Source organism: Nocardiopsis alborubida (assembly GCF_012396365.1).
In the GTDB taxonomy this organism is placed as follows: Bacteria; Actinomycetota; Actinomycetes; order Streptosporangiales; family Streptosporangiaceae; genus Nocardiopsis; species Nocardiopsis alborubida.
In genome coordinates this window covers 19,744-38,073 of the sequence record NZ_JAAXPG010000039.1, presented here as the reverse complement: position 1 = coordinate 38,073, position 18,330 = coordinate 19,744, and the positions used below count along the sequence as shown (strand labels likewise).

Sequence of the window (18,330 nt, the reverse complement as noted above, 5' to 3'; positions counted from 1 at the left end):
CTACCAGAGTGAACGGCTCCACTCCATCGTCCGAGGGACCGGACCCCGAAAGGCCCGAAGCCCTCTTTTTCCCCAACCAGAGAAAAAAGAAGGACACCTCGGGCGGCAAGGCGGTCTACGGCGCCCTGCGGTCCAACCAGACCGCACGCAGGTGGGTGGTGCGCGGCGGCGGTGCCGCCGTGGTGGCCGTCCTGGTCGGCCTGCTCACCTCCGACTGGCGGACCGGCGTCACCTTCGGCGTCCTCACCCTGGCCGGGGTCATGGTGTACGCGTCCCGTCGCGAGTCGGAGATCCCGCGCTGGCGCAAGCCCTCGGCGGCCCAGCGCAAGACCGAGGCACAGCTCAAGGTGATGAAGCAGCTCGGCTACCGCGTCCTGCACGCGCGCGCGGTGCCCGGCGGCAACGGCCAGATCGACCACTTCATCGTGGGCCGACGGGGCGCGTTCGCCATCGACTCCGAGTCGTGGGACAAGCGGCTTCCGCTGCGCAACAAGCTGGAGAAGCTCTACCACGGGCGGTTCAGCAAGAACGAGCGCATCGACGAGGCCCTGGAGGAGGCCAAGCGGGCGCAGGACCTGATCAGCTCCGAACTGGGGCGTGAGATCAAGGTGCGCGCGTCGCTGGCCATCTACGGCCCCGGCATGCCCTGGGACAGCCACCGGCTGCGGGGCGTGGACATCATCACCGGCACCAAGGTCCGCAAGTGGCTGCGCAGCGGCCGGGACCGCCTCACCGAGAAGGAGATCGAGGAGATCTACCAGGCCGCACTGAAGGCCCTGCCGCCCAGGTACTGAGACGCCCCCACCCCCCTGACACGGCTCCGGCCCGGGACGGACCACGGCTCCGTGGCACCCGGGCCCTCCTGTGTCCAGGGCCTTCCCGCCCTCCCGACCCGGCCGCGAAGCGGCCCGCGCCCGACCCTCCCACCACCGCCGTCTCACGATCCGGATGGCCCGTCTTCCAGTACGAGACCAGACCGGTACGACGAAGGACTACCATCGAGGGGAAACACCCGCAACGATGGGAGCCCACCCCATGCCAGTCCTACGCTCACGCACGGTCACCCACGGCAGGAACATGGCCGGCGCGCGCGCCCTCATGCGCGCCACCGGTGTGGAGCGCGAGGACTTCGGCAAGCCCATCGTGGCCGTGGCCAACAGCTTCACCGAGTTCGTCCCGGGCCACGTCCACCTGCGCGAGGTGGCCGAGGTCGTCGCCAACGCCATCCGCGAGGCGGGCGGCGTCCCCCGCGAGTTCAACTCCATCGCCGTGGACGACGGCATCGCCATGGGCCACGGCGGCATGCTCTACTCCCTGCCCAGCCGCGAGCTGATCGCCGACTCGGTCGAGTACATGGTCAACGCGCACTGCGCCGACGCCCTGGTGTGCGTGTCCAACTGCGACAAGATCACGCCCGGCATGCTGCTGGCCGCGCTGCGCCTGAACATCCCCACGGTGTTCGTCTCCGGCGGCCCCATGGAGGCGGGCAAGGTCACGGTGGTCGAGGGCACCGCCACCACCGTGCGCAAGCTGGACCTGATCAACCCCATGATCGCCGCGGCGGACGAGAGCGTCTCCCAGGCCGAACTGGACGAGATGGAGGAGGCCGCCTGCCCGACCTGCGGCTCCTGCTCGGGCATGTTCACCGCCAACTCGATGAACTGCCTCACCGAGGCGATCGGCCTGGCCCTGCCCGGCAACGGCACCGTGCTGGCCACCCACACCGCCCGCCGCGCCCTGTACGAGGACGCCGGACGCCTGGTCGTGGAGGCCGCCAAGCGCTACTACGAGGACGACGACGCCTCCGTGCTGCCGCTGTCCATCGCCACCCCCGAGGCCTTCGGCAACGCCATGGCCCTGGACGTGGCCATGGGCGGCTCCACCAACACGATCCTGCACCTGCTGGCCGCCGCCACCGAGGCGGGTGTCGGCTTCGGCCTGCCCGAGATCGACGCGGTCTCGCGCCGGGTGCCGTGCCTGTGCAAGGTCGCGCCGAACACCGAGAAGTACCACATCGAGGACGTGCACCGGGCGGGCGGCATCCCCTCCATCCTGGGCGAGCTGGCCCGCGGCGGCCTGCTGGACACCTCCCTGCCCACGGTGCACGGCAAGACGATCGGCGAGTTCGTCGCCGAGTGGGACATCGCCTCCGACACCGTCTCACCCGAGGCCCTGGAGCTGTTCCACGCCGCCCCCGGCGGAAAGCGCACCACGAAGGCCTACTCGCAGAGCACCCGCTGGGACACCCTGGACACCGACCGGGAGAAGGGCTGCATCCGCTCCGTCGAGCACGCCTACACCAAGGACGGCGGGCTGGCGGTGCTGTTCGGCAACCTCGCCCCGGACGGCGCGATCGTCAAGACCGCGGGTGTGGAGGAGGAGCTGTGGACCTTCTCCGGACCCGCCAAGGTGTTCGAGTCCCAGGAGGACGCCGTCGACGGCATCCTCAACAAGCGGATCGAGCCCGGTGACGTGGTGGTCATCCGCTACGAGGGCCCCAAGGGCGGTCCGGGCATGCAGGAGATGCTGTACCCGACGAGCTTCCTCAAGGGCCGCGGTCTGGGCAAGGCCTGCGCCCTCATCACCGACGGCCGCTTCTCCGGCGGCACGTCGGGACTGTCCATCGGCCACGCTTCCCCCGAGGCCGCCGCGGGCGGTGACATCGCGCTGGTGGAGGACGGCGACGTCATCAGCATCGACATCCCCAACCGGGGCATCGTGCTGGAGGTCTCCCCGGAGGAGCTCGACACGCGCCGCGAGCGCCTGCTCAAGGAGCTGGGCCGGTTCAGGCCGCGCGACCGCCAGCGGCCGGTGACCGCGGCGCTGCGCGCCTACGCGGCCATGGCGACCTCGGCCTCCACCGGCGCCGCGCGCGACGTGTCCCAGGTGGAGAAGTAGCAGGCAAAGAAGTAGCAGGCCGAGAGACGGGGGCGGCGAAACCGCCCCCGTCCCTCAGGAGCAGCAGCCGCCCCCGCAGCACCCTCCACCGGAGGGCGCGGGGGCGGACGCGCGTCCGCCCACCGCCACGGTGGACAGCAACCGGACCGTGTCGCCGTGCCCCTGGGGACAGGTCGCCGGGTCACCGGCCCGCGCCATCGGACGGGAGAGCTCGAAGGTGTCGCCGCACTCGCGGCAGCGGAAGTCGTATCTGGGCATGCGGTCAGGATACGACCGCCCCCCGGCGGGTGTGCCGGAGGGCGGTCGGGGTCGGCGGCGGCGCCGGGTGGGACGCGAGGTCCCGGCTCCGCCGGATCAGGCAGCCAGGTGGGCCATGTACGGCTCCCACTGGGGGTCGCCGTGGAGGTCACCGTTGATCAGGCGCCAGTGGGGCCCCTTGGGCACCTTGGGGGTCACGTGCAGCTCCCAACCGAGTTCGTCCAGGAACTTGTCGGCCTTGCGGTGGTTGCACGGCTTGCACGCGGCGACCACGTTCTCCCACACGTGCGCGCCGCCGCGGCTGCGTGGGATGACGTGGTCGATGGTCTCGGCCTTCTTCCCGCAGTAGCCGCAGGTGTGCCTGTCGCGCCGCATGAGGGCCACCCTGGTGAGGGGCACTCTGCGGCTGTAGGGGACGCTGATGTAGCGTCGGAGCCGGATGACCGACGGCACGTCGTAGGCACGTGTCGCCGAGTGCAGTATCGCGCCCGCGTCGTCCTGGTGGACGACCTCCGCCTTCTCTCTCAGGACGAGCAGGATCGCCCTGCGCAGGGGCAGTGTCGTCAGTGGTTCGAAGCTGGCGTTGAGCAGCAGCACGTGGCGGCGGGCGGTCCCTGTGCCACCCTCCCGGCTGCTTCGGGCGCTCATCGCGTCGCCCCAGCCGTCGTCTGTGACGGCCGTGTCTCCTCCCCGGCCAGCCGATCGGCCAGCCAGGAGACCTCCCTGTGCACCGATCCGAGGATCGATGGTTCCGTACGCCTTGCCACACGGACCTCCCGGTGGTCCCGCCGAGTTGCGTCCCGCATTCAGTTTGCGTGGTCGGACCGCTCCGGCGCCACCCCAATTTGCGCTGGGCCGCCCAGAAACCGCGTGTTCTCCCTTTTCCCGGCTCCATTGTGCGCTGACGGCGCTCCGTTTCACACTGGCGCCGCGCCGGGCACACCCGGGTGGATGGCGGTGGATAGGGTGCGAAGTATGCGTGAACTCCGCTACCCCCCGGCCGCACGGCTGGACATCATCGAGAACCTGCACGGCCACACGGTCGATGACCCCTACCGTTGGCTGGAGGAGGGCGATTCGGCGCAGACCAAGGAATGGGCTACCGCGGAGGACGCCCTGTACACCGAGGTCTCATCGCGGTTCACCACACGGAACTGGTTCGCCGACCAGGTGCGGTCCCTGCTGGGCGCCGGAAGCGTAGGAGTGCCCGTGTGGCGGGGCGACCGCCGCTTCTTCGTCCGGCGCACCGCCGAGCAGGAGCACGGCGTGCTCTACGTCCAGGACGGCGACGGCCCCGAGCGCGTGCTGGTGGACCCCGGGGCGCTCGACCCCCAGGGCCTGACCACACTGGACGCCTGGAAGCCCGACCACTCCGGCGCGCTCCTGGCCTACCAGCTCTCCGAGGGCGGCGACGAGGAGTCGGTGCTGCGCGTCGTGGACGTGGCCAGCGGCGACCTGGTGGACGGGCCCGTCGAGCGGGCCCGGTACAGCCCGATCGCGTGGCTGCCCGACTCCTCCGCCTTCTACTACGTACGCCGGCTCCCCCGGGAACAGGTGCCCGAGGGCGAGGAGAGCTACCACCGCCGCGTCTACCTGCACCGACTGGGCACCCCCGCCGACCAGGACGCCCTGGTCTTCGGCGAGGGCCGCGACAAGACCGAGTACTTCACCCCGGTCGTGAGCCGGGACGGCCGCTGGCTGGTGCTGCTCGCCAACCGCGGCACCTCGGCGGCCACCGACGCGTGGATCGCCGACCTGTCCGACGGGAACCTGGACGCGCCGCGCCTGGTCCCCTTCCAGGAGGGCGTGGACGCCTCCCTGTACCCGCACGTGGGCCGGGACGGGCGCCTGTACCTGTTCACCGACCGGGACGCCCCGCGCGGACGCCTGTGCGTGGCCGATCCCGCCGACCCCGGCTACGGGAACTGGACCACCCTGGTCCCGGAGGACCCCGAGGCGGTGCTGGAGGGGTACGCGGTCCTGGACGGCCCCGGGATGGAGCGGCCCGAACTGCTGGTCCTGCGCAGCCGCCACGCCGTCAGCGAGATCACCCGGCACGACCTGGCCACCGGCGAACTCCTGGGCGGTTTGGGCATGCCCGGTCTGGGCACGGTGGCCGGACTCGTCGAACGCCCCGAGGGCGGGCACGAGGCGTGGTTCGGCTACACCGACAGCACCCACCCCTCGTCGGTGTACCGCTACGACGCGCTCTCGGGCGAGGTGTCGCTGTGGGCCGAGGCCCCCGGTGACATCGACCTGCCCGACGTGCGGGTGGAGCAGGTCACCTACACCTCCCGGGACGGCACGGCCGTGCGCATGCTGGTGGTCTCGCCCCAGGCGCCCGCCGAGGGGCCGCGGCCGACCATCCTGTACGGCTACGGGGGCTTTCGCATCTCCCTCACGCCCGCCTACTCGGCGGTGGCCCTGGCCTGGGTGCGCGCGGGAGGCGTGTACGCCGTCGCCAACCTGCGCGGCGGCCTGGAGGAGGGGGAGGAGTGGCACCGGGCGGGCATGTTCGCCGACAAGCAGAACGTCTTCGACGACTGCGCGGCGGCGGCCGAGCACCTGGTGGCGACCGGGGTGACCGACCCCGAACACCTGGCCGTCATGGGCGGCAGCAACGGCGGGCTGCTGGTGGGGGCCATGGTCACCCAGCGGCCGGACCTGTTCACCGCCGCGGTCTGCTCGGCCCCGCTGCTGGACATGGTCCGCTACGAGCGGTTCGGTCTGGGCCAGCTGTGGAACGTCGAGTACGGCACCGCCGACGACCCCGAGCAGCTGGGGTGGCTGCTGGGCTACTCGCCCTACCACAACGTGCGCGAGGGCACCCGCTACCCGGCGACGCTGTTCACCGTGTTCGACAACGACACCCGCGTGGACCCGCTGCACGCGCGCAAGCTGTGCGCGCTGATGCAGCACGCCACGGCGGCAGCGCCCGAGGAGCGACCGATCCTGCTGCGCCGGGAGTCGGAGGTGGGCCACAGCTCGCGGTCGGTGAGCCGCAGCGTGGCGCTCAACTCCGAGCAGCTGGCCTTCCTCGCCCACCACCTGGGGCTCTCCGTGGACTGAGGTCCCCTCCCCGGTGTCCGCCCCGCGAGAGCAACAACACAGGGATCGGACACCGGGGAGCGCCCGTTCCCCCGGGGAGCGTTGAGACAATCGAGGGACCCGCTCCCCCAGGAGAACAGCGCGAGAGGACCCGGACGTGACACAGACCGAGACCGGAGCCGCCGACACCGGGGCGGCCGAGCCCCGGAGGCACGTGCACCTCGCGCAGGTCCGCTACGCCGACCTCGACCCGCAGCACCACGTCAACAACGTGCGGATGCTGACCTACCTGGAGGACGCCCGGGTGTCCTTCCTGCGCTACGGCGGCGCCGTCGAGGGCGACGAGGTCTTCGGCGCCATGGTGGTGGCCCGCCAGGAGGCGGACTACGTGGCTCCGCTGCTGCCCCGGTCGGAGCCGGTGCGCGTGGAGCTGTGGGTGACCGAGGTGCGCAACGCCAGCTTCACGCTGGCCTACGAGATCCGGGACGAGGCCACGGTGTACCTGCGGGCCAGGACGGTGCTGGTCGGCTTCGACGTGCCCACGCAGCGCGCCCGGCGGCTCAACGAGGTCGAGCGCGCCTTCCTCGCCGACTACGCCTGAGCGCCGCGGGGACCGGGCGGCCCGGTCCCGGCGGCCGTGTCACTCCGGGCCGGTGTCACTTGAGGGAGATGGTGACGGCCTCGCCGTCGTCCCCGTCGTCGCCCTTGGCGGACACCGATACCCGGGTCGGGTTGGCCACCTCGGGGGCGGTGGTCTCCTCGGGCACGTTCACCATGCTGTGCGCGGCCATGACCATGTACTCCCAGAGCTGGCGCTCCAGGACCTCGTGCAGGTCCAGGGAGTCCACGGCGACGCGCATGTGCCTGAGCCACAGGTCGCGCTCGGCGGCGCCGATGCGGAACGGCACGTGCCGCATGCGCAGCCGGGGGTGGCCCCGCTGCTCGTTGTAGGTGCGGGGGCCGCCCCAGTACTGGATGAGGAACAGGCGCAGGCGCTCCTCGGCGGGGCCGAGGTCCTCCTCGGGGTACATGGGCCGCAGCACGGGGTCGTCCGCCACTTCCTCGTAGAAGCGGCGGACCAGGCGGGTGAAGGTCTCCTCACCGCCCACGGCCTCGTAGAACGTCATCTGCACGGGCTCGTCGCCCGCGCTCTGCTGGGAATCGCGCGCGGAAGTCATCGCCACCAGGGTATGCGAACGCCCCGGCCCGGACGAGTCGTCCGCCGGGGCGGAGCGCGCGAGGGCCCGCGGCCGGATCGGGGATCCGGCCGCGGGCCCGGGGCGCCGCTTCGTACGGGGCGCTCGGCCCCGGTCCGTCAGTCGCGGGTGAGCTTGCGGTGGGTGACCGCGTGCGGGCGCGCGGCGTCGGGGCCCAGGCGCTCGACCTTGTTCTTCTCGTAGGACTCGAAGTTGCCCTCGAACCAGTACCAGTTGGCGTCGCCCTCCCACGCGAGGATGTGCGTGGCGACGCGGTCGAGGAACCAGCGGTCGTGGGAGGTGATCACGGCGCAGCCGGGGAAGTCCAGCAGCGCGTTCTCCAGCGAGCCGAGGGTCTCCACGTCCAGGTCGTTGGTGGGCTCGTCCAGGAGCAGCAGGTTGCCGCCCTGCTTGAGGGTGAGCGCCAGGTTCACGCGGTTGCGCTCACCGCCGGAGAGCACACCGGACGGCTTCTGCTGGTCGGAGCCCTTGAAGCCGAACGCGGCGACGTAGGCGCGGCTGGGGATCTCGACCTTGCCGACCTGGATGAAGGTCTCGCCGTCGGAGACGGTCTCCCAGACGTTCTTGGTGTCGTCGATGCGGCCCCGGTACTGGTCGACGTAGGAGATCTCGACGGTCTCGCCGACGTTGATCCTGCCCTGGTCGGGGGTCTCCTCACCGACGATCATCTTGAACAGCGTCGTCTTGCCGACACCGTTGGGGCCGATGACGCCGACGATGCCGTTGGGCGGCAGCGAGAAGCTCAGGTCCTCGATGAGCACGCGGTCGTCGAAGCCCTTGGTGAGGTTCTTGACCTCGACCACGGTGTTGCCCAGGCGCGGACCCGGCGGGATCTGGATCTCCTCGAAGTCCAGCTTGCGGGTCTTGTCGGCCTCGGCGGCCATCTCCTCGTAGCGCTGGAGACGGGCCTTGCTCTTGGTCTGGCGGGCCTTGGCGTTGGAGCGGACCCACTCCAGCTCGTCCTTGAGCCGCTTGGCCTTCTTGACGTCCTTTTGGCCCTCGACCTTCAGGCGGGCCTGCTTGGTCTCCAGGTAGATGCTGTAGTTGCCCTCGTAGGGGTAGAACTGGCCCCGGTCCAGCTCCAGGATCCACGTGGCGACGTGGTCCAGGAAGTACCTGTCGTGTGTGATCGCGATGATGGTGCCCGGGTACTTGGCCAGGTGCTGCTCCAGCCAGTTCACGCTCTCGGCGTCCAGGTGGTTGGTGGGCTCGTCGAGCAGCAGCAGGTCGGGCTGCTCCAGGAGGAGCTTGCACAGGGCCACGCGGCGCTTCTCGCCACCGGAGAGCTGGGTGACGGAGGCGTCGCCGGGCGGGCAGCGCAGCGCGTCCATCGCCTGCTCCAGCTGGCTGTCCAGGTCCCAGGCGCCCCGGTGGTCGAGCTGCTCCTGGAGCTTGCCCATCTCTTCGAGCAGGTCGTCGGAGTAGTCCGTCGCCATCTGCTCGGCGATCTCGTTGAAGCGGTTCAGCATCGCCTTGGTCTCGGCGACGCCGTCCTCGACGTTCTCCAGGACGGTCTTGTCCGGGTCGAGGTGGGGTTCCTGCGCGAGCAGGCCGACGGTGAAACCGGGCATGAGCCTCGCCTCGCCGTTGGACGGCTGCTCGATGCCGGCCATGATCTTCAGAAGCGTCGACTTACCCGCACCGTTGGGGCCCACGACGCCGATCTTGGCTCCGGGCAGGAACGACCCCGAAACGTTGTCCAGGACGACCTTGTCGCCGTGCGCCTTGCGCACGTTGTTCATGGTGTAGATGTACTCCGGCATGAGTCCAAGCCTAGGGTGTCGCGACCCGTGCCCCCGCCATGGCCCGGGCCCGCGGGAGCCGGTTCCGCGCGGGGGTCCCGCCGGAACGGGGCGGTGACCGCCCGGCGGACCCGACCGCGTTCCGCGAAGACCCTCTCCCCTCACTCCTGCGGCCGCTGGCTCCTCGCGCGCAGCCAGCGGGGCGTGAACTCGCGCCAGCGCTCCACGGGCAGCCCCCAGGCCAGGGCCCGGCTCATCAGCACCGCCATGGAGTAGCCGGGATCGGCGGCCAGGGCCACGTCCAGCGCCGCGGCGGCCAGGGGCTCGTCCCCGCGCTGCCAGGCCGCGACCGCCAGCAGCGAGGCGGGTGCCGCGCGCTGGTGCCGGGGCAGGTGGCGGGTGACCCGGGCCCACAGCTCCTGGTGCGCGGGAGCCGCCTCGGCCGTGATGCGCGCCCACGCCTCGTCGCGCACCCGGATCTCACCGAGGTAGACCCCCAACCAGGCCAGTTCCTCCCTGCCGGTGACGCCCCTGCCCGCCCGTTCGGCCCGCACCGCCGAGAGCACGGCGCTCAGGCCGCGGTCGGTGAGGGCGCCCCGCATCCCCTGTTCCAGGAGCCGCCGGGCGCGCGCCTGCACCTCCTCGGCGACGGCGTCCATCGCGGCTCGTTCGGGGCCGTGCACGGGCCGCAGGAAATCCCGCACCCGCTCGGCCTCGGCCGTGACCGCGGAGAGCGGCTGAACCGGGACGATCCCGCGCAGGACCGCGCTGGCCGGGACGGTGGAGCTGTCCACGTTGACCACGGTCCCCTCGACCGGACAGCAGTCGGTCCTGGCGCAGGTGTAGGACCAGTACCGGCCGCCGGTGACCCGCAGGGCGTCGACGACGGCCAGGCTCCGCCTCCGGGCCGCGGACAGGATCCTGTCGACGTAGGGCGTGACCCGTTCGGGCGGTCCGTAGGCCACGACCACCAGGGCGGTGCAGCCCTCCGCGACGGCCATGTCGACGGGGACGGCCGCGCGCTCCAGCGGGTCGCCGGCGGCGGCCAGGCGGTCCAGGTCGCCGCAGAACGCCGAGTGCACGCCCTTGTCGCGTACGGCGAGGACCACGATCCCCGGGTCGGGCGGCGTCCCCACCAGGTAGGGCAGGGTCGCGATGATGTCGGTCGGGTTGGTGAGGGTGAGGGCGGCGCCCGACCCGGCGGGGCCGGACGGCCTCCTCCCCCCGGGGCTCCGGGGGGAGGGGACGGGGACGCCGTCGTCCGGGGAGTGCCCGGACGCGGTGGGACGGTCGGACGGGGCGGAACGCTCGGGGGCTCGCGCGGAGTCGAGGGGGCGCCGGGGGTCGGAGGGGCCGAGGGAGTCGTGTGGCTGGTCAGAGTGCATATCTTCACGGTGCGTGACCCGGCGGTTCGGGCGCAACGTCTTCTTCGCGCTGTGGACAACTCCGAGAGACCACAAAGACGCAGGTCAGGGAAGTTCGGTGTGCTCGGTGGGGTCTGTGGAGCCCGTGTGACCAGGAATCTCCCCTCCCCGCGGTCCCGGGATCTTGCCGCCGTCCCCGGGGCGCCCGGCGGGCAGGCACACACGGTTGCGGCCGGTCTCCTTGGCCCGGTAGAGCGCGAGGTCGGCCGCGGTGAGCAGTTCCACCAGGTCGTTGCCGTGGTCGCCGGTGACGGCCGCGCCGATCGAGATGGTGATGGACACCGGCACGTCGTCCACCGCGATCTCCATGCGCCCCACCTGGGAGCGCAGACGCTCGGCCGCCCGCCAGGCCTCGGCCGTGTCGGAGCCGGGCAGCAGAACCACGAACTCCTCACCGCCGAACCTGCCGAGCAGGTCGGACTGGCGCAGCTGCTGGGCGATGGTGGTGGCCACGCCGAGCAGCACCTGGTCGCCGAACAGGTGCCCGTGGTTGTCGTTGACCCTCTTGAAGTGGTCGATGTCGATGATCAGCACCGCAGCCCTGCCCCGTGAGGAGCGGGCCCTGGCGATCTCCACCGACGCCTCCTGCTCCCAGGTGGGGGCGTTGAGCAGACCGGTCTTGGGGTCGGTCCGCGCGGCCATCTGGAGCTGCTGGTACATCAGACTGCGCTGGAGCAGCAGTACCGGGGGAACCGCGATGACCAGCAGGAACAGCGACAGGTGAGCGAGGATGGCGACGGTGACGCCGACACATAACTCGACGGTGTCCACGATGAGGGCCTCGCGGTCCCACATGGGCCGAAGGGCGTGCCCGGGGCCGTTGCTGATCCGCGCGGCCACCGCGACGAGCAGGTTGTTGAGGACGGTGAAGCCCGCGCAGCACAGCACCGCGACGAGCACACCGGGACCCGTGATCAGGTGCTCGTGCGCGTCGGGGGTGCCGCCGAGCCCGTCGACGAGGCCGCCGCCCCAGATGGAGTGCCAGGCCACCGAGGCCAGGAACCCGGAGAGGGCGATGGAGGCGGCGTTGAACACCCGCCGGTGGAGCAGGGCCCGGCGCGTGCGGTACTGGAGCACCAGGAAGACCGGCACCGGGAGGATCAGCGTGTACAGGGGCGGCAGGAGGAGGACCGCCGGAAACCACCAGGCCCCCAGGAAGTCCCGGTTGATCCCGGCCGGCGTGCCGAGGCGGCGGCTCGCCTCGACGCAGAGCACGGCACCCACCAGCAGCGCGACCAGGGTGACCAGGTCCATGACCGCGGGTGCGGTCAGCGCCACCGCCCCTCCGAACAGGAACAGCGTCGCGGCCACGAGCAGCGCCATGTAGACGGTCAGTCCGCGGGGCTGCTGGAGGATCGGCCAGCGCGGACGTTCGTCCTCGGGACGCCCGGCCGGCGCGATCGGCTTCTCAGAGATGCTCACCGTTGCGCCTCCCTCCTCACATCGCTCTCCACCGTCCGCCTCCTACACCCGCCTCTGATGGGTCCACCGCCTCCCACGGTTCTCCCTTCGACGGGGTTGTTTCGCCGCGCGTTCCCTTACGGTGCCATTCGGTTACGACAACGGGGTGTCGGAGTCCGGCAGCGGTGCGGCACGTCCGTCCCGCGACACTCCCCACTTTACATTACGTTGGGTAATAACTTAATTGCTGATTGTGCGATCGTCGTGGACAGCGGCCCAGGACTCAGGACACCCGGTTTTCGTGGGGTTGGGCTCAGCGACGTTTTAGGGCATCCTGCCGTAGGGACCCACCACGGTAGCCACTGTGTGGCACGGAGTGTCGACCGCCTGACACCCCGGCCGTCCGGGTTCCCACGGCACTCACTACAAGGAGCACACATGTCCAGTGGCACTGTCTGGATCTAGAACCCGTTACAACTGAGTGAAGATCACCGGGGACGGGCGGCGCGGTGCCGCCCGTCCCCGGCCTCGGAAACGCGGTGGGACTCCGGCCGGGGCGATCCGCGCCCGACCGGACCCCGGGTCAGTCCGCCGTCCTGGCCGCCTCGTAGGCCGCCCGGAACGCCCGGTACCTGGCCAGTTCGGCCTCCATGGGCTCCACCACGCGCAGTCCGGTGATCTCCCGGACCCGGGCGGAGGCCGTTCTCTCCACGTCCTCGCGGCGCTGGACCGCGGCCACCTCGACGAGGTTCCCGCACCCCACCCCGGTCAGCCACCCCACCAGCAGGGCCGCGACCACCAGGACGCCGGCGTAGGCGGCGAACACCGGGTCGTCGAACATCCCAAGGCCGGTGATACCGCCGCCCGTCCAGCTCAACAGGGTCACGACGGCCCAGGCCAGGCCCAGTCCCGCGACCACGAGCAGCGCGTACTGGGCCGCACGGGCGGCCTTCCACCACGACGGGCTCCGGTCGGGATCGCCGACCGCCCCGGCCACCGCCTGCCCGAGTTCGGCGGGAAGCTCGGGAACGGCGCCGCGGGCCACGGCGCGCATCCGGCGGCGCCAGAGCGGAGGCATCCCCTCCGAGACGCTGTCGGCGGCCTCGCCCAGCACGGTCTCCAGCTCGGCCTCGTGCGCGTCCACCGGGCCGCCCACCCCGCCCCCGCTGTCACGGCGCAGGAAGTCCAGCTGGACCGCGGCGAGCGGGTCCTTGCCCAGCCGCAGCGAGCGGCGGGCCACCGGCCAGCCGACCTGGCGCCTGCCCCGCCGGACGTCGTTGGTCTCGGTGACGTCGGCGACCGCCGCCACACCGGCCGCGTTGGCCAGGCCCTCCTGGACACGGGCGCGCACCGGGGCCGGAATCGCCTCGGACACCGTGCCCTCGCCGTGGAACTCCCCGAAGGGCTCGATCACCTGGTCCAGGTCGGCGGCCAGGCGGTCCACCAGGGCGCGCCGCTCCCGCACCGTCTCGGCGAGGAACTCGCGCAGGTCGCGAATGCCCTGGCCGGTGAGCGTGGACGTGGTGATCACCCGCGGGTGCACCCCCGACTCCGTCTCCAGCAGGCGGCGCAGGTCGGTGAGCAGTTCCTCCAGCTCGTCGGGATCGACCTTGTCGACCTGGTTGAGGACGGCGACGGTGACCGCGCCGTGCCCGGCCATCTGGGCCAGGTAGCGGTGGTGCACCGCGGCGTCGGCGTACTTCTGCGGGTCGAGCACCCACACCAACAGGTCGACCGAACCGATGAGGCGGTCGGCCTCGGCGGTGTGCATGCTGCGGACCGAGTCGTGGTCGGGCAGGTCGAGCAGGACCAGACCGGTCAGCTCGGAGCTGCCCGTGTCCAGGACGCTGGTGCGCGAGTGGCGGTAACGGTTCGGGACGCCCAGCCAGCTCAGGAGGGCGTCGGCCCCCTCGTGGCCCCACACGCAGGCGTGCGCCTTGGAGGTGGTGGGCCGGGTGACGCCGGTCTGCGACAGCTGGAGCCCGCACAGGGCGTTGAACAGTGAGGACTTGCCGCTGCCGGTACCTCCCGCCAGGGCGACCACGGTGTGGTCGCCCGACAACCGCAGTCGGGCCCCCGCGTGGTCGAGCAGCTGGGTGGAGCGGGCGACGAGTTCCTGGGGCAGGTCGTCGCGGCCCAGCTCGGTGAGGGTGGACAGCGCGTCCAGACGCTCGATCAGTTCGGCCCGGGTGGTGGAGCGGGTGGGGTGCCAGGCGTCGTGGGTGGTGGGACGGTACTCCTCGTCCTCCTCCGCGCCGTCGTCGGCGGCGGTGTTGTCGGCGCCCACGGCGCGGAAGGCCCCGGAGACCGCGGAGGGCCCGGGAACGCGGCGGGGCAGCGGTTCGGGCCCCTCCGGGGCGTCGGCTCCGGCCGACGCGGGCTCCTCCGGCTCCTCCGGCTCCTCGGATTCCTCGTGCGCACGCGTGCCCGGGGAGACGTCCCGGTTCTGGGGGACCTGCTCGTCGTCCCCGTTCTCCGGCTGCTGGCCGACGGTCGGGAGGACACCGGTGGCGCGCCCGGCGATACGGGTGTCGTCGGCCGCCTCGGCGAGGCTGCCCACCCATCCGGCGAGCCCGTCGGGGTCCTCGTGGCTGTCCTCGGCGAAGCGGCGGTCCCCCTCGCGCTCCCGGTCGGCGAGGGACCTCGCGTGGCGCCCGGAGCGCCGCTGCGCGGCGGGGGGCGGGGCCGGGTCCTCCGGCTCCGCCCCCGCACCGCGCGGAGCCCCCTGGTCGCTCTGGGCGACCCTGTGCGGAGCCCCGGCGCCCGAGGGGTCGGGGTATGCCGCGATGCCGTCGTAGGCGGGATCCTCGGTGCCCGCCTCGGACACGGCGTGGTCGGGGTGTTCGGGGACCGGCATGGTGTACCCGCGCCAGGGCCCGGACGCCGCGTCGCCGCGGGGGCGCCCGTCGTCAGCGGCGCCGGACGTGCTCTGTCCGCTCTCGCGGTCCTCGTCCTCGGTGCGGGAGTGCGCACCGGGCTCCCCGTGCGCCTGCGCGGGGTTCCATTGAGTCGTCATCTTGCAATCTCAAGGTTGTACGTGGCCTGGTAGAGCTGGACGGCGGTGTCCTCGGACGGGATCGCGGCCGACGCCAGGGCGCTGTCGAAGGGCACGCGCTCGCGGTCGAGCAGCCCTTGGACGCGCTGGCGCAGGTCGTCCCGTGCCGCTGCGCCAATGCTACGCAGCGACTGGGCGCCGAACAGCCCCTTGAGCAGGCGCTGCGGGGAGGGGCCGGAGACGTCGGCCGCGTGGGCGCCGCCTCCGGAGTGGGACCGCTCGTAGCCGAGCAGGTCGATGATCAGGACCAGGGCGACGACGTCGTGGTCGAAGGTGACGAACCGCGCCACGGAGCGCTTGGTGGCGCCGCTGGCGGTGATCATCTCGACGACGCCGCGCTGCCACTCGGCGATCTCCTGGCGGATCTGCTGCTGGAGCAGGCCGGTGCCGGGCTGGTTGAGGGCCTTGGAGGCGAGGTCGCCGCCGCCGGGGACCTCGCGCCACCTCCGCTCGACCTCGTCGGAGGCGCGTTCGCAGCTGGAGACCACCAGGGCCTCCAGGCCGTCGCGGACGGCGCGCTCCAGGGCGCTCACCCTCTGGCCGCGCTCGGCCTGCTCGGTGCGGCCGCTCCTGCGCGTGCGCCTGCCGCGCGGGCGCAGGCTCCTGGTGAGCTCGCCCCCGGCCGCCACCTCCTGCCAGCGGGCCAGCAGCGACCCGCGCAGCAGGGAGCCGTCGGCCAGGCTGGTGTCGACGCGGTCGCGGGCGGCGGCGTAGGAGTCGTCGACGGCGGCGGTGAGGGTGCGCCCGGTCTCGATCTGCGCCTCCACCTGGCGGGCCAGTTCGGGGACCCGCGTCCGGAAGCTGTCGATGACGCCGATGAAGGTGCGCCGTGAGACGCGGTCGCGCTGCTCGGCCTCGCCCGCCACCTCCGCCAGGTAGTCGCGGATGTGGTCGGCGACGTTGGAGGTGAAGCGCTCGCCCCGGATCTGGTCGGTCTCGGGGATGGCGAACCGGGCGGCCGCGCCCAGCCCGTTGGCCTCCAGCATCGCGCCGAAGTGGTCAAGGAGCTGTCGCCTGCCCCTGCGCGGCACCCGGGAGAGCACGACTGCCAGGGAGGTGTCGCGGTCACGGGCGACCTGGAGGAACTCCCACACGCGCGCGTCGGCGTAGCGGCTGCTGGTGGTGACGAACACCCACAGGTCGGCGGCGTCGAGGAACTTGGCCGCGAACTCGTGGTGCGCGGCGACGGCGGAGTCGACGTCGGGGGTGTCGAGCAGGGCCACGCCCGGGGGCATGGCCTCGGTGGCGGCGAGCACGAGCATGCCGTCCTTGCCCGGCATCGCCAGGCCCTGCTGGCGCACGCGCGGCAGGGAGGGGATGAAGGAGGCCTCGCTGAACCAGTCGACGTCGGCGGGGTTGCAGGCCAGGACGGGGCTGTTGGTGGTGGGGCGGCGTACGCCCGTGGTGGTGACCTGTTCGCCGACCAGGCTGTTGACCAGGGTGGACTTGCCCGCTCCGGTGGATCCGGCGACCGCGATCAGCAGCGGGATGTCGGGGCGGCGGACCCGGGGCAGGACGTAGTCGGAGAGCTGGGCGAGCACGTCCGCCTGGAGTGCGCGGCCCTCCTCGTCACTGGGCAGGCCCTCGGCGAACTCCAGGTCCCGGATGTGCTTGCGCAGTACTTCCAGGACCTGCTCGAAGTGGTTCTCGTCGGGTTGGGGGGCGCGGTGCTTGGCCGGTCCTGCGGCGAGCGGGACGGTGGGCCCCCGACGGGCGTCGGCGGCCGCGGTGTCCGTCTCGCGCGCGGGTACGGAGCCCTGGGCGGGCTGTTCGGAGGTGGCGGCCGGTCCGGTTCCGAACCGGCCCGGAGCGCCGGGACCGTTGGTCCCCGGTGCGGCCGACGGCCGGGTCATGATCGGGGTGCCCTCCTCATCGGTGCTGACGGTTCCCGCCGCGGAGCGACGTACGCCGCGGGCGGAGGTCTCACTGGAGATCGCGCCCGGTCGCCAGTCGACGGGTCTCGAACTGGTTTCCCGTGTGCAGTATGTCAAGATCCCGCGCTGTTTTGACCACTTCTCCGATGATCACCACCGCGGGGGGCCGCACTCCGGCCGATCGGGCCGCGGCGGCGATGGTGGCCAGCGTACCGGTGACGGTCCGCTGCCCCGGCAGTGTGGCCTCCTGCACCAGCGCCACGGGGGTGTCGGGGGACCTGCCGTGGGAGACGAGGGCCTCGGCGATCGCCTCGATCCGCTCCACCCCCATGAGGACGACGACGGTACCGCCCGCCCGGGCGAGTCCGGCCCAGTCGACCGTGGAGCGCTCGTCCCCCGGGGACACGTGCGCGGAGACGATGTGCAGGTCCTGGGCCACGCCGCGGTGGGTGGCGGGGATGCCCGCGCTGGCCGGGGCGGCGAGCGCGCTGGTCACTCCGGGCACGGCGATGACGGGGATCCCCGCGGCGGCGCAGGCGGCGGCCTCCTCGCCGCCGCGGCCGAAGAGGAAGGAGTCGCCGCCCTTGAGCCGCACCACGAACTTTCCGCGCCCGGCGCGGTCGACCAGGGTCGCGTTGATCTCCTCCTGGGTCATGGACCGGCCGTAGGGGATCTTGGCGGCGTCGACGATCTCGACGTCGGCGGGCAGGCGGTCCAGGAGGGATGTGGGGGCGAGCCGGTCGACCACCACCACGTCGGCCTGGGAGAGGAGCTGCTGTCCCCGGACCGTGATCAGGCCGGGGTCGCCTGGGCCGCCTCCCACGAGTGCGACGCCGCGCAGGCGCTCGCGTCCGCGGCGGGCGTCGAGGGTGCCGTCGGCGAGGCCGTCGACGACGGCGTCGCGCAGTCCGGCCGAGCGGCGGGGGTCGCCGGAGGCGACGACGCCCACGGTCACCCCGGCCGCGCTGCCGCTGGCGGGGGTCCAGGCGGAGGAGGCGTGCCGGTCGTCGGCGCGCACGCACCACACGCGGGCGTTCTCGGCCTCCTCGGCGACGGCGGCGTTGGCGGCGGGGTCGTCGGTGGCGGCGTGCACGAGCCAGTAGGCGGGGGCGTCCGGTCCCGCGACGTCGCCCGCGGCGTAGGGGCGCCGGTGCCAGGTGAGGTGTCCCGCCGCGGCGAGGTCCTCCAGGGCCGCCGAGGCCTCGGGGGAGACGAGGGTGACGCGGGCCCCGGCCTCGATGAGAACGGGGACGCGGCGCTGGGCGACCCTGCCCCCTCCGACGACGAGGACGTCGCGTCCCCGCATGCGCAAACCAAGGAGATAGGTCATGTGTCGCGCCCCTTCGGTCGTCCGTGCCGGTCCCCGGCGACGACGGCGGGGTGCTGGCGGAGGAGGGCCGCCAGCCGCCGGCG

Annotated in this window: 13 protein-coding genes; 4 read left to right on the top strand and 9 right to left on the bottom strand. The window is 72.4% G+C overall.

Features of this window, described 5'->3' with window-relative positions:
- Positions 1-8: 8 nt before the first annotated feature.
- Complete coding sequence (locus tag HGB44_RS28470; RefSeq protein WP_061083615.1) at positions 9-794, top strand: nuclease-related domain-containing protein; 786 nt, start codon at positions 9-11, stop codon at positions 792-794.
- 241 nt (positions 795-1,035) lie between these two features.
- Positions 1,036-2,898: a dihydroxy-acid dehydratase gene (gene ilvD, locus HGB44_RS28465; protein ID WP_082768650.1), complete on the top strand. Its 1,863-nt coding sequence runs from the start codon at positions 1,036-1,038 to the stop codon at positions 2,896-2,898.
- Positions 2,899-2,952: 54 nt separating this feature from the next.
- Here ilvD and HGB44_RS28460 read toward each other — a convergent pair whose 3' ends face one another.
- Positions 2,953-3,156: an FmdB family zinc ribbon protein gene (locus HGB44_RS28460; RefSeq protein WP_017566030.1), complete on the bottom strand. Its 204-nt coding sequence runs from the start codon at positions 3,154-3,156 to the stop codon at positions 2,953-2,955.
- 96 nt (positions 3,157-3,252) lie between these two features.
- Complete coding sequence (locus tag HGB44_RS28455; protein WP_017566033.1) at positions 3,253-3,753, bottom strand: HNH endonuclease; 501 nt, start codon at positions 3,751-3,753, stop codon at positions 3,253-3,255.
- A 378-nt stretch (positions 3,754-4,131) separates the two neighbouring features.
- Here HGB44_RS28455 and HGB44_RS28450 point away from each other — a divergent pair, with 378 nt between their 5' ends.
- Both HGB44_RS28450 and HGB44_RS28445 read left to right on the top strand, forming a co-directional pair.
- Positions 4,132-6,225: a prolyl oligopeptidase family serine peptidase gene (locus HGB44_RS28450; protein WP_061083751.1), complete on the top strand. Its 2,094-nt coding sequence runs from the start codon at positions 4,132-4,134 to the stop codon at positions 6,223-6,225.
- A gap of 136 nt (positions 6,226-6,361) precedes the next feature.
- Positions 6,362-6,805, top strand: coding sequence for an acyl-CoA thioesterase (locus tag HGB44_RS28445; protein ID WP_061083750.1), 444 nt, complete (start codon positions 6,362-6,364; stop codon positions 6,803-6,805).
- A 55-nt stretch (positions 6,806-6,860) separates the two neighbouring features.
- On the opposite strand, the gene HGB44_RS28440 is transcribed toward HGB44_RS28445, so the two are convergent.
- The 7 genes from HGB44_RS28440 to cobA all read right to left on the bottom strand — a co-directional run bounded on the left by HGB44_RS28440 (position 6,861) and on the right by cobA (position 18,247).
- The gene (locus tag HGB44_RS28440) at positions 6,861-7,382 is read right to left on the bottom strand and encodes a globin (RefSeq protein WP_210752299.1); all 522 of its coding nucleotides are present in this window, start codon (positions 7,380-7,382) and stop codon (positions 6,861-6,863) included.
- Between the two features lie 137 nt (positions 7,383-7,519).
- Positions 7,520-9,184, bottom strand: coding sequence for an energy-dependent translational throttle protein EttA (gene ettA, locus HGB44_RS28435; RefSeq protein ID WP_061083118.1), 1,665 nt, complete (start codon positions 9,182-9,184; stop codon positions 7,520-7,522).
- 140 nt (positions 9,185-9,324) lie between these two features.
- Positions 9,325-10,548, bottom strand: coding sequence for a DUF4192 domain-containing protein (locus HGB44_RS28430; RefSeq protein ID WP_061083119.1), 1,224 nt, complete (start codon positions 10,546-10,548; stop codon positions 9,325-9,327).
- 84 nt (positions 10,549-10,632) lie between these two features.
- Positions 10,633-12,009, bottom strand: coding sequence for a GGDEF domain-containing protein (locus HGB44_RS28425; RefSeq protein ID WP_061083120.1), 1,377 nt, complete (start codon positions 12,007-12,009; stop codon positions 10,633-10,635).
- A gap of 562 nt (positions 12,010-12,571) precedes the next feature.
- On the bottom strand, positions 12,572-15,004 hold the full coding sequence (locus tag HGB44_RS28420; RefSeq protein ID WP_061083121.1) for a GTPase: 2,433 nt from the start codon (positions 15,002-15,004) through the stop codon (positions 12,572-12,574).
- The gene (locus HGB44_RS28415) at positions 15,001-16,896 is read right to left on the bottom strand and encodes a dynamin family protein (protein WP_061083122.1); all 1,896 of its coding nucleotides are present in this window, start codon (positions 16,894-16,896) and stop codon (positions 15,001-15,003) included. Before HGB44_RS28415 ends, HGB44_RS28420 begins: the two co-directional genes overlap by 4 nt.
- Before the next feature lie 70 nt (positions 16,897-16,966).
- Entirely contained in the window at positions 16,967-18,247 is a 1,281-nt protein-coding gene (gene cobA, locus HGB44_RS28410; protein ID WP_061083123.1) for a uroporphyrinogen-III C-methyltransferase, read from the bottom strand.
- Positions 18,248-18,330 lie beyond the last annotated feature (83 nt).

What these genes read in the sequence shown, in the direction of transcription:
- ilvD (WP_082768650.1), top strand. Translation starts at nt 1,036, where the DNA reads ATGCCAGTCCTACGCTCACGCACGGTCACCCACGGCAGGAACATGGCC.
- HGB44_RS28460 (WP_017566030.1), bottom strand. Translation starts at nt 3,156, where the DNA reads ATGCCCAGATACGACTTCCGCTGCCGCGAGTGCGGCGACACCTTCGAG.
- HGB44_RS28450 (WP_061083751.1), top strand. Translation starts at nt 4,132, where the DNA reads ATGCGTGAACTCCGCTACCCCCCGGCCGCACGGCTGGACATCATCGAG.
- HGB44_RS28440 (WP_210752299.1), bottom strand. Translation starts at nt 7,382, where the DNA reads ATGACTTCCGCGCGCGATTCCCAGCAGAGCGCGGGCGACGAGCCCGTG.
- ettA (WP_061083118.1), bottom strand. Translation starts at nt 9,184, where the DNA reads ATGCCGGAGTACATCTACACCATGAACAACGTGCGCAAGGCGCACGGC.
- HGB44_RS28430 (WP_061083119.1), bottom strand. Translation starts at nt 10,548, where the DNA reads ATGCACTCTGACCAGCCACACGACTCCCTCGGCCCCTCCGACCCCCGG.
- HGB44_RS28420 (WP_061083121.1), bottom strand. Translation starts at nt 15,004, where the DNA reads ATGACGACTCAATGGAACCCCGCGCAGGCGCACGGGGAGCCCGGTGCG.
- HGB44_RS28415 (WP_061083122.1), bottom strand. Translation starts at nt 16,896, where the DNA reads ATGACCCGGCCGTCGGCCGCACCGGGGACCAACGGTCCCGGCGCTCCG.
- cobA (WP_061083123.1), bottom strand. Translation starts at nt 18,247, where the DNA reads ATGACCTATCTCCTTGGTTTGCGCATGCGGGGACGCGACGTCCTCGTC.